Below are 13,662 nucleotides of genomic sequence, written 5' to 3'. Positions count from 1 at the left end.
TAAATATCTCCATTTTCTCTAAAATATGCACTTTCTCTACCAAATGGAAAAAAATGCTTTGCTTTATTGGAATTTATTCCGATAAAGAAATGAGAATTTTGTCAGTTTGTTATGTTGAGGAGCCACATATGCACAAAAATGTTTTTAAATCTCTTTGGTCCAAGGTAGTTTTTGCAGCTGCAATTATTATTCCTTTGGCATCAACCCTCTCGTGTGACATTGGTCTTGGTGAAGCAGTCGATGTTTCAGCACCAACCCTTACAATCAGCTATCCTCCTTCTGGGGCTGTGATCAGAGACAGCTTTGTCCTTGCTGGAGAATGTAAGGATGATGTAATGATCACCAATGTAAATGTGCGTGTCGTAAATACAAGCACTGGCAGGGAAGTCTACAAGGGAACTGCCGCGGTTGCTGGCACAAGCTGGAGGATCGACCTTAACAATTACGATGAAAATGCATATGCCGCCACCAACGGATGGCAATACCCGGACGGAACATATGAAATCACCGCCTGGGCAAACGATAACAGCGGAAAAACCTCCGGAGTTTCATCACGCTCTGTAGATGTTGATAATACGGCTCCTTTCTTTATCATCTCAAAGCCTGGTGTTACTGTTGCAAATGGTGTGGATCCTGCTGCTTACGGTTCAAATTTCACCGTTACAGGAACAATCGCCGACCTTCATGAAATATCAAAGATGGCTCTTGATGTTTATGATGGAAAGACTAATGTGCTCCTTACAAGTTCAACAAGCTCAAATCTTGCAGAAAACATATATGAAACATCTGTTGCTACAGCTGGTGGAACAAGCGTTGATTTTGCAAATACTACAAGAAGTGCATCCGGCTCGGAACCTGTAGCCTATCAGCGTTATGTTCACCTCTATGGAACAGTAGAAAATAAAACTGAAACAAAATCATATAAGTGTACAGTAAGGCTTACTGACGCTGCCAAAGAATATAAAAATCCTGGGGACAGTGGAACTGGAGAAGGTAACACAACAAGTGAAGTCTATCTTTATGATGACGTTTATTCTGCTTATTTGAGTTCTTCTAAAGGTCTTGGGCTTTCTGCAACAAACCTCATGAATATTTCCAATGGTAGTGTGCCGAATAATGATTTGGCGATGGCTACCCTTAAGGAAAAAGCGGTGGATACTTCAGATTTCGATACAGTTGACAACCGCCTTTCATTTACACTTAACCCAGCGGCAAATCCTACCTATGTATTGAGCGGTCTTGAAATTTTCAATGGTAAAAACGATTTTACGACAAATCAGCTTGCAAGCTCATCCAATGTAACGGCGACAGTTTCCGCGGGTTTGAACAACACTGGCATATTGCCAAAAACAATTCATGTCTGGGTAAAGGATATGACAAGTGCGTCAGACAAAGCGGAACCTGATCCTTACACAGAAGACGATGCTAAGAAATTTATTGATGCTCTGAACAGGGTGGTCGCTGAAAAACGACTGAAGATGGAAGAAAACAATCCTGCCTATGATGCAAGCTATACAAATGCTAATTTCAAGACTGATGTAATAAATGCACTTGAAACACCAGGTCAGCATGATGTCTGGTGCGTAAAGGATAATACAGAAAGTGGCTCCTCATCCGGAACTCTTCTTACAGTTCCTTTTGGAATGAGTGAAGCAGCTGGAAATTTCCTTAAGGTAAACCATAAGTATATAATCGCACTTACAGGTTATGATCTTGACGGCCTTGAATTTGGACAGGCAAAGTACTACGGTTTCACCGCGACAGGAACAGGTAAGCTTCCAGAGATCCATGTAACTTCTCCATCGAATCTTTCACTGGTAAAGACTTCTGCAAAGAAAACTGACGATAACGATGGTCTTACTTTCAAGGGAACTGCAAAGAATGGAGACAGCCAGATTGACTATATCATGGCAACTGTGACTGTAACTGATGAATCGACAAATGAGTTGAAGGGCGAAATTAAGAAAAAACTTGAAATTGGAAGCGGCAAGGGAATTTCGGAAACTGGAACTATAGGCTCCTATACCTGGGAATTCTCTCCAGCAGAATGTGAAGGCTATGATGCTGTAAAATGTGAGAAAGACAAGGCCTATCTTTACTCTGTGGATTTCCTTGTTCATGAGACTGGAAATTCTCAGACTACAGTAAATTCTACGGTTCATGTTGATGCAATCAAGCCTGTAGTCACAATCACATCCATAACTCCTGTCATCAATGACTATGCTGCGGATGGCAAATCATATGTAAATGGCATTATCAAGGTAAAAGGCAATGTAGAAGAAACAAACCTTAAATCCGTAAAAATTGAATATATAGATAAGGCTACAAGCGAAGTAAAGAAAACAGTTAACCTCGGAAAGACCTTCAGCTTTACAGATGAATATGATACAAGAGATCCATCTACTGGAATTGTAAACAATACAGATCCTTCGGAGGCAAAGGAATTCATTGTAAGGGTAACTGCAGAGGACAGTGCAAGTAAGACTGAAGGAAAGGGAAATGTTGGATTTACAACATCCACAGACTACAATAAAACTCTAGGAAGACCAGATGGTGAAGATATCATTGTAGATCAGGTTTCGGACAAGCCAAAAATTAAGCCTACCAACTTTGAGAAGGTCGCTGATTATTCTAACATTGAAGCAGGTAAAAATCTTTTTGGTATTTCAAGCAACAACAAGATGAAATTCAATGTAGAGGACGATGATGGAAAGGTATCTGATATTACAGCATATGTGGGTTCCCCTGTCTTAAAAGCTCTTCCTGTTTCTGGAGGTGCGGTTGATGTAAGCTCTCTTGGCGAAGGTGAGCATGAGGTTACAATATATGCAAAGGATTCCTCATGGATATCTGATGCGGATACACCTAACAGCTATATCAGAGAAAATTATAAAATTGCTGTTTCAAAGGGTGCGCCAAAGATTTCATTTACTCCAGATAATAATTCTTATAAAAAAGGTGCAGTAATAACAGTAAATGGAAAGCTTACGAATTCTTCCGTTTCAAAAGCAAAGGTAACTCTTACAAAAGCTGATGGAACTACTAAAGAGGAAATAGAAGTTCCTGCACATTCAGACAATAAGGATGGAGAAGCAACTTTTACTGATACAATAACTGTTAATTCAAATGAGGCAAAAGAAACTGTTACTGTTTCGTATACTCTTGTGGACAAATTTGGTCAGAGTGAATCAGAAAAATTCAGTTATGTTGTTGATAACCAGGCACCTTCAATATCTATTACGGCTGTTACACCGACAGTTGAAGATAAAGACAATCCTGCATTGCCTTATGTAAATGGAAATGTTTCTGTAACCTTTAATGCAAGCGACAACTATGAACTTACAAAAGTTGAATACATTTGCTATGCAGCAGAAAATGACACGACAAATATTTCAGTAAATGCCGTAAATGGTACTGTCACTGGTGGTACTGAAGTTTCTGCTCTTAGTGTAAACAATGTATTCACAGATGATAGTAAATTTGGCAAAACTTTTAAGGTTGATACAACTAAAGTTGCTACCGGAAAAACAAGAAAATCTTTTGCCATTTTACTTAAAGCTACAGACAGCGCCCAGAACGTTGCTTATGTTTTAAGGAACTTTATTGTTGATCAGGAAACAGATAAACCTGTAATCAAAACAATGAATTTCAATAAGGCTACAGCATATGCAACAGATGATCAGGCTGCAGCAGGTAAATTCTTCAGTACCGCAGAAGCTGCCGTTTCTGGAGATAGGAATGACATTCACTGTCCTGAGGGACAGCCCCCAGAAAAAGGTAGTGAGGTTACAGGTAAGAAAAATAATGGTAATCCTGTTTATGAATACATAGTAATAAATACTACAAGCGGAAACCTTTTCTCTGCAAGCAACAACAACCTTATGTTCAGTGTCACTGATGATGACATGATTGATGCTGTAGATATTAAATTCTATGCTGCCGATAAGACAACTCAGGTTGGCGATACTATAAGCAGGCATAACATAGAATCAACGACATATCAGGGCTCTGTTCCGGTTCCTGAATCAGACGGTTTCTATTATGTTGAAATCACCGCAATCGATAAGGAAGAGGGGAAAGAAACAGCAGTTAAGAATGTTTCTGATAAAATTAAATTTGCAGTTTCTTCAAATGCACCTTCTATAAGCGTAACTTCTGAAGGAAAACGATATTTCAGGTCAGATGCAGATCCAAAGGATATTGTAAATGTAAAGGGTACGGCTACTTCCTGGGATAACTATATTACCTTAAACAGGGGAAGCATAACTTCAGGCCATTCAGGGGCATTTACAGATGCTTTTGAAGCACTTGCACTTGCAGGTACTGAAACGGAAAAAACTGTCAATTACACTGCGACAAATACAGTAGGCCAGTCTTCAACAGCTAAGCTTACATATTACATTGACGATGAAGATCCTAAAATCGACATTACAGCAATTACACCTGTTGTAATAACAGGAACATCACCTTCGATTGTCTATAATGTAAATGGCAATATCACTGTTACTGGAAAGTCCAGTGATAACAATGAAATCGAACGTGTTGAATATAAGGTATATAAAGGCTCTTCCGCAACTGGAACTTCCGTTATGTCTGGAGTTCGTTACAAGACACAGGATCAGTCTCATATAAATAAAGGTGACTTTACAGCTGTTTCCAATGTCAATGGATGGGAAATTTCCATTGATACAACCAAGATAACAGAAAAAGACAACACGACCAAGGATAATATTTTTGTTGTCATTGAAGTAACAGACGTCGCAGGCAATACAAGTAGGACTACATCAAGTGAATTCCTTAAGGCCCAGACAGGAGCACAGACAAATGTTTGTTATTATGCCGATCAGGAATCAGACCGTCCAATAATCAATCCTTCAAACTTTGTTGCTCTTGCAAATGGAGCAAAGGATATCTCAAGTGGTGTTGATGGAAACCTCTTTGGAGTTTCAAGCAACAACAAGCTTATGGGCTCTATTTCTGATGATGACGGTATAAGAAATGCCGTATGTTATTACAGGATTGCTTCTTCTTACGAGGATGTGGGAGAAACTGAAGAAGAGAAAGTTGGTTCTGCAACATTCTCGAAAAGTTTTAGCGGACCATTCTCTATCATTTCAAACGGATCTTCTACAAGTGTAAATCTTAGTCAGATTCTTCCATCTCAGGAAGGAAAATATGAGATTTATTTTGAAGTTGAAGATACAAACTACAGAAATGACAGTGATACTCCATACAATAAGTTCAAGAGCAATAGTTATTATGTAGGTGTTTCAAAGGGTGCTCCTACAATCTCCATGTCTGCTCCAGAGAATAAGGGGTATACAAGAAGCTACAAGGATTCTGATGAGAATAAAGCTGAACTTAATGTAGTTGGTCTTGTTGGTAACTACAGTCATGATACAACAACACTTATCAGAAATGTCATTCGTACATATGGATCTGATGAAAGAGATAAGGAAGTTGGTGGCAAACAGATTACAAATTCTGCGGGCTATTCTCTGACTCCAAATCAGTCTGGTGATGGCCAGTTTACATCAACAATTCAACCACTCTCTAGACTAAATTCTGGAGACTCAATGGATATTGAATATACTGTTACTGATATTTTTGGACAGAGTGCAAGTGCTAAAATTACATATATCATTGATGATACAGCTCCAAAGATTAAGGATGATATTGCATTTGGACAGAATGGTTATTCAAACCTTACAGATTATAACATTCATATGGCTCAGGGGCTTTATGCGGCCGCTACATGGTATAAGGGAAAAGATATTTCCATTGAAGGCTATTTCTATGACAAAGATTCTGGTATTACTCAGGTAAATTATAGCCTTGTACCTCACTATGAATCTGGCAAGCCAGCTCCAGCTCCTATAACTGGTGATATTGTTGCAACATATATTCTTGTCGATAAGGATACCAATCTTGGTTACTATAAGTTCAAGGGAACAATAAGTGGTTATGAAAAGGGAGCTTCCAATAAACTTCAGCTTTGGGCTACTGATTCTTGCGGCAATTCGTCGGACAAGAAGACCGTCATTGTAAGAATGGATGAAACATCACCGGAATATAAGGCTAATTTTGTGTCAGTAGACGGTGGTGTAACAAGTTCTTCTGCAACAGGTACAGTTACAATAAACGGAAAACAATCCGTAACTCTTTATGGAACTCTCAAGGATCTTCAGAGTGGTATCGGTGTCCTTAGCAGTGGAAATGCCCTTGATTATACTCTTGGTGATAACGACCTTGTATGTGTAACAACATTTACAACAAATGAAGGTGAACTTGATTCATGGTCTGTAGCAAAGGGTGCAAGTTACGTTGCATACTCTGCAATTGCGGATAAGACAAGAATCACTGGATGGAAAACTGAAATCGCTGCCGCTAAAGCAACTAGTGGAACTCTTGTAGCAGAATGTACTGATGTTGCGGGAACAAAATTCCAGAATCCAAGTGTGCTTATGTTCACTGTTGATAAAGAGGCTCCTGTTGTAACGATTCGTTCAAATACTGTTGGTGTGAACGGTTCTTCTGAATCCATTGAAGGTTCGGTAACAGAAAACTTCAGTCTTGCAGGCTTTGACCTGTACTATGCAAAGGGAGCATTGCCAGCAAACAAGGCTAAGGAAATCTACGACGATACTTCAAAGGATCTTACTACTTACGGATGGACGAGATTTACTGCAACAACAGAAACCGACATTGCAAAGATTTACAGCTGGAAGATTGATGGTTTTAACTTCAATACAGCTTCTGGTGCGGAAAGTGCAGAAAATAATGCAGGAACTGGAGTTGTCTATGTTCTTCCTGTAGCCAAGGATAAGGCAGGAAACTCAAGCGCCTATAAGATTGGTGGAACTGAAGATAACCCAACCTATTCATGGAATGCAACAAAGTTTGAAGTAGACATGAACAGGGACCGTCCTACAGTCCAGGTAACAAATCTTACCCGTAATGGTTCAGGTGAAAGCGCAGATCCATATACATATATACTTAAGTACGGTACAAATGCACAGATAAGCGGAACGATTTCTGATGATGATGCTGAAACAGATTCTGTGGTTAAAGTATTGCTTGGAAGTTCAAAGCAGATCAAGTCTGTTGTAATTCCAACAAATGGTAATAAATACATCGCAACATTTACTGATAATGCTACGGCAGAGTTTGTATATTCTAAAGATGGAAGCAAAATTACATGGACAAACAAAGACTACGGAACGACAACCCTTACTGGAACTGACTGGACCTATACTCCGGCAGATACAAAGGACGGTTCAAAATCTGTATTCTTCTATGTAAACGATAATAAGGACGGAATTTTCTATACTGGAAATACAAGCAATGGAAATCTCCTCAAACCATATTTCCAGCACAAGTCTGAATCGCTGGAGAATTCGGGTGCCGCTCTTGTTTACGGCAGTGACTGTGAAAGCCCTGAAGTAAAAAGTGTAGAAATTGTTAGCTACGATAATAATGGTGCAAATGCAGCTGCCGTATCAACAGATGCAATAGGAACTACTCTTATTGTTGGTGGTGTAAACAGAAGATACATTAAGTTCCGTATTCTTGGTAAGGACGCAAATAAAATTGATGGCTTTACTCTCGAAGCAGCTGAAGCAAATCCGGAAGAGGGAAAAACTCCTCATGGGGTAAAGTACTGGATAGGAAATGTTCCTTCAGATGCAAGAAAAGAAAGTGAAGGTTATGCTTCCAGTTCAAATGGTTCCCTTGTCATGGATACAAATGACAATACAGAATCTACCTGGACAACAGGCTTGCTTGATCTTAACAGTAATACTCTGGCTGATAAATGGCTGACAGGAGAAATCTCCGTTACTGTCAATGTTTATGATAAGTCTGGTCTTAAAGGTAACGGAAGCTATTCATTCAACGTAGATAATAGTGCCCCAGAAATTAAGAATGTAACTCCTCTTGCAACTGATGAAAAAACTGGACACTTTGAAGTTTCCGGTGATGCAAGCGATATGAGTACAGGCCGTTCAGGACTTGCAAGCCTTACTTATTATATTCCAATGGTATCTGAAACAACTAAGACAGATGCTGAACTTGCAAGCTTGAAAAAAGGCACACCTGCAGTTTCTGTATGGCAGGATAAATCTATTTTGAAGGATAAATGGAGTTTCAGTTTCAATGGTGAAAACGGTGCAAATTCATGTCCTGCTTTTGATACTTATGCAAATGCAACATATGGAACTGTAAACGCAAACAACATTTGGACAATTCCGGTTTACATCAAGGCTGTCGATGTGCTTGGCAACGTTAAGATATCAAGACACAGCATCACATATAACCCTGATGGAGACAAACCAAGAACAGAATTCACATATCCTACTGACGCTCAGTATCAGAAAGACGAAGATGAAGTTTCTCTTGGCTATGTAACTCTTGGTAGTACGATTCGTGTAACAGGTACTGTTACAATTCCGAATATTGAATCAAGGGCTGTTTCCGATGGTGTATATGTCCAGATTGCTCAGGAAGTAATCAAATCAAAGAAAGCCCTTACACTCTTCAAGGCAAAAAGGGATTTGGTGATCGATGAGAAAAATATTTCTTCCGGCACATATCTTAAGGCAAGTCAGGTTGCTAAGCTTGGAGCTTCGGATTATGAAACAGAGGCAATTGACAGTGGAAAAAATCTTACAACTGCACAGGCTGCTGTTCTGGTAGATGGAGAAGATTATGTCCATGCAGAAGACTGGGCTGCTGCAAAGACTAAATGTGGAACTGACTACGGTTATACAATTGTAACTGCTGATGGAATCAACACATATGATGCCAATAAGGTCAACATCGCAGCTTTCTCAAGCAATGCAAGTGGATTTACAAGTAAGGAAAACCGCAATGCATGGTGGGGTATTCCTGCTCAGAGTACGACATCTTCATGGGTAATCGCAATAAACACACGAAATGAATTGAATCCTGCAGCTAATAGCGGAACAACAAACAATATCGCTATCCGTGCATGTTCTGTAAACAATGCTGGAAAGGCGGGTGCATGGTCAAATCCTTATTATATCCATATAGATGACCAGGCTCCTGTAATGACTGCAGAACTTCGCCAGTATAATGTACCACATTCAGAAGCAACTGTTAGCGCACTTAATACTCCTGGAAAGAAGATTGCCTATAAGGATTATGAGCCTGGCATGTATCTTAAGGGAGAATGGTATCTCTATCTTGAAATTACAGACGAAAGCGGTATTGTTTCAGATGCTACAGGTGTTGTAATTGCTGATGGAAAAACTTTCTATAAAGATGCCTTTACAAATGAAGGTACAAATGCCTATAGAGTATGGGTTCCTATCAGTGGAACAGAAGGAAACCTTCTTACATATAAGATTTCTGCAACTGATACTGATACAGGAAATCCTCATACAGTAACTAGTACATATACATTCCATATTGATAATACAGCTCCGGAATTTGGCAGCATTACAACAAGTGTAAGTGGTACAGCAAATTCAATTGTGCCAGAACAGGGTAATATGTCTCCTTATAATCTTAAGGACAGTAACAAGGCTATTAACCTTGCAAGCTCTGTAATTGAGTCTGGCTCTGGATTTGAACGTACAGTTTTCTATCTTGTCAGAAAGGAGACCGGTGCTGCATATAGCATCAAGAATACAAGTGTTGAAGTTCTGATGGATCCATTCTCATTTGATTCAGATGGTAATCCTGTAGATCTTAAGGTTGCTACATCAGAATTGGAAGAAGTCGAAGTTACTCAGGGAGACGATGCTTATTCTCTCTGGGGTGATAAAAAAGACGGAACTCAGGCAAACAACAGTGTAACTTACAAGAACAGATTCTATTGTGACGTTTCAACCAATACACACATTAGAGAAGGTGGACTTGTATATATTGGTGGACTTTTAAGACGTATTACAGCCATTACAAGTTCTTATGTCGAATTTGACACTGATACAAATGGACAGGAAACAAGTGCCGTATTTATCTATGCCCAGGTAGTAGACAACACTACTTCAGAAGGTGGCAGTCCATCTTCAGGATATGGATTTACTTTTGCAGATACAGATGACGGTGACGGAATGCCGGAAAAAGTTGATCCAACTTCCAACGGTGCAAAATGGAATGCAGATTTCCGTTCTGCAAACCTTCCTGATGGTCCTGTAACTCTTGTCGTAATGGCATTTGATAAAGCCGGTAATGTCAGCTGCAAGGAAATTGATACAATGATTTCCAACAATGCTCCTCGCATTGCTAAAGTTTTCTTGGGTACCGATATCGATGGAAACAGCAGATATGATGAAAATGAATTTGTTGAATACAACTGGTCAAAGAATGAATTCAACCAGACTGTAACTGCAAATTATGCTCAGAAGAAGACAATCAAGACAGCCGACTATGTAAGCGGTAAATTCAGTGAAGGAAAGGGCAATGCCTTTATCATAAAGAAGGGTCTTGCTGTTGTTCCAGAAATCGTTGGTGGAAACCTTAACGAAAACGGTTCCATTGGCATGGTATACAACAGGGCTGCAACAAACGATGATGCTAAATCTGGAACAGGAGAAGCCATAAAGGTACCAGCAACCGCAAATACAGATTACATACTTCCATCTTCCGCAGCACTTGAAGAAACCTCGAATAGGTTCTATGGATATACTCTTTCCAATGAGGACATTTCAGGATTGACTGATGCCAACCTTAAGTCTGCTACGGAATCAAATGTTGACGGTACAAATAAAAAGATGTCATTCACTTTCTGGGATGAAACTGAAGAAGGTATCAAAGGTACATCAACTCAAAATGCAGTTCTTCTTGTAGAAGACTTTACCGTTGACCTTATTGACGGAACCGCTCCTAAGGCTGTCATCCATCCGTTCCACTGGAATTCAAAATCTGACAACAGCATTCAGAAGGATTCAAACGGAAATCTTCTTGGTCACATTGAGCTTGAAGATGACCTTGTAATCACAAAGAGTGATGGAACTACAGTAGATACAAAACTCAAGACGGACTATGGTGCAGATCCTAAGGTATCAGGAAAAATTGTACTTACAGGTTATGCCTACGATGAAACTAGACTTAACAAGATTACTATTGCTGAGACAACAGGTAAGTACACCCTTACAAACTGCTACTCTGAATATAAGAATACAGACGGAACTGTTGCATGGACATCAGCTTCCGGTACAGGATGGAGGCTTACTGTAACCAACAAGAATGCACCTAGCCAGTCAGGACATCTTGCTGAATGGCGTCTTGAGCTTGATTCAGAAAAGGTAACTGGAATTGCATGCAAGGATATCAAATTTACTGTTACCGCAGAGGATGCAACGATACTTGATGTAAAGAATAAGTCTACGCCAGGAAGTACGGCAACAAAACGTAATACTGTTTATGCAACAGTAACTCAGTATGTCCTGGGTCAATTCTATGACACAGTTGCTCTTGCTGTTGAAGGAAAGACTGTTTCTACAACGGCCAATGGAATCGATAAGGCTTATGAACAGGGAGTTGCCGATGCAACACAGACCAATGTCTATGCCTATAACTACGGTGATGCTGGCTTCTACCAGATGGACGTTGTTCCGTATGTAACCAAGGTTACAACCAGCTTGAGTTCAAAAAATTCAAATAATCCAAGCATTGCTGCCCGTACTGCCCTTGGAAAATATCCTGTCTATGTTCACAAGGATTCTACAACCAATGCAAATGCTCCCACGACATCATCTGAAACGGTGATTATCCATGGATTCAACATCGCAGGTGCTAAGTATGGAAGTGAAACAACAGCTTTAGCTGCTCATACTTATACCCAGGATGAAAAGGATGCAGGACTGGAGGATAGTTTACATACAGTGCTGAATTTTGACGTTGGAAAACTTTCTTCAAGTGGTGAGGTAGCATTTAAAGTCAATGGTGTTGAGACAATCAACAACATTAACAACAATGATGCAAAGGGAGATTATATATATCCAGGAACGTTAGGAAATACTGGAAGCTATGAAGCCTACTCAAATTACTATAATAGACAACCAAATAATTATAACAACAATAATTTGACGGACAACCTTGATATTGATGTATGGCAGATTAATAAATCAGCTTGTGTTCCAATTACAGGAAAAGTCAAAGAACCAGTCATGAAGTTGTTGCCAACCTCTACAACTGGTAAACTTGGATTTGCCTTCGGTGATGGAACCTTGTACTTTGATATGTATAATGAAAGCCATTCGTATCATTACTCAACGGCATCCTTTGACAAGATGGCTGGTGTTTCACTTGCCTTTGATGCTAACAATACAGCCTTTGCCACAGTAAACGGAGGTGATACCAACTCCAAGGAAGCAGACAAGTTTGTATTCATGACTTCAAAGTGGGGGGTAAGTTTTAACGGATCAGGTGATAATAGACACTATAGCACATATTATGGATCTAATTCTTTAAGGCTTAATGCTGTAGGACAGAAATTCAGCGATACAGCTACAGACATTGATTTTGATACTGAAAGATTCCGTTCTGTAAATCTTGTTACCCATGCAGGTGCTGACAATAAGACAGATGTCTACATGGCATACTATGACAGAATCAATGATGAAGTCAGGTTGCGTTTTGGTGCCTATGATAATACCACGACATCAAAAACGTCTTTTGGTATGTTTACATCTACAGAAACTACAAATGCCCCTCAGAAGTATGCAGGAAATGCCCAGTATGAATATATTGTTTCGGACCCAGACAGAACAGGTGCTGCTTCAGGTGAATATGTTTCAATTGCCGTTGTTCCTTCGACGACTGCAGGTGGAGAAAAACTCGTCATCGTCTGGTATGATGCATACAACAACAAGATGCTTTATTCGTATAACAGTAAACCGACATCAATTAATGCAGGTCATTACAATGGAAACACAAAGTCTCGTACTTATAATACGGATGTTACAAACTGGGCTGCGAATGACAAATGGACAACAGCAGGATGGTCTGCTCCAGAAACTGTATTCAGCAATTGTGGTGAATATTGTCAGGTAACGGTTGATCAGAATGGGGGTGTTCATATGGCAGGTTATGACTTCTCTTCTGGTACGTTGAAGTATGCTTACAAGCCAAGCTACAGTGGGTCTAGTACATATAAGAGTATAGTCGATTCAAATGGTAATGTTGGATCGAATCTTACAATTGATGTTGCTCTCAAGAGTACTGGCGGCACAGCAATGGCAGTTCCATATATCTCGTATTATTCAATAGGTGATCAGAAACCAAAGCATGCATATCTTGTGGATGGTATCAATAAGAATGCAACTTCTGTTTCTAATGGATCAACTTCTGATTATTTTACAGGAGCATGGGAAGTAAGCATTGTTCCAACAGATTCTCGTATTCCGGCAGGGCGTATAAGTTCTGGCATCCTTAAGACAAATGCTGGTGTACTAACAAAACCGTCTGGAACAGTTGGTAAGTCATATTATTCTAGAACTCGAAATACCTATGATTCAACCAATTTCGGTAATGTCTATGCAAATGGAACGAAAAATGCGGTCCTTGCATATGAAAGGTTTGTTTCTAGTTCTTCAAGCTATGTTGAAACAGCTCAGAAAAAATAGCTTTCCCTTATTATTGTCTCGAACAGTTAGCGTAATTAAGTTATTGCAGTATGAGCGATAACATCGAAAC

The 13,662-nt window shown here is 39.6% G+C and carries 1 protein-coding gene; it reads left to right on the top strand.

The genetic code is table 11. The features are described 5' to 3' along the window. Positions 1-128 precede the first annotated feature (128 nt). Positions 129-13,592, top strand: a complete 13,464-nt coding sequence (locus ACKI39_RS00155) for a hypothetical protein (RefSeq protein WP_407396447.1) — start codon at positions 129-131, stop codon at positions 13,590-13,592. Positions 13,593-13,662: the final 70 nt, after the last annotated feature.

Source organism: Treponema sp. (genome assembly GCF_045641405.1).
Lineage (GTDB): Bacteria > Spirochaetota > Spirochaetia > Treponematales > Treponemataceae > Treponema_D.
Note: the sequence above shows the minus strand (reverse complement) of the source record. Positions and strands in the feature narration are given on the sequence as shown.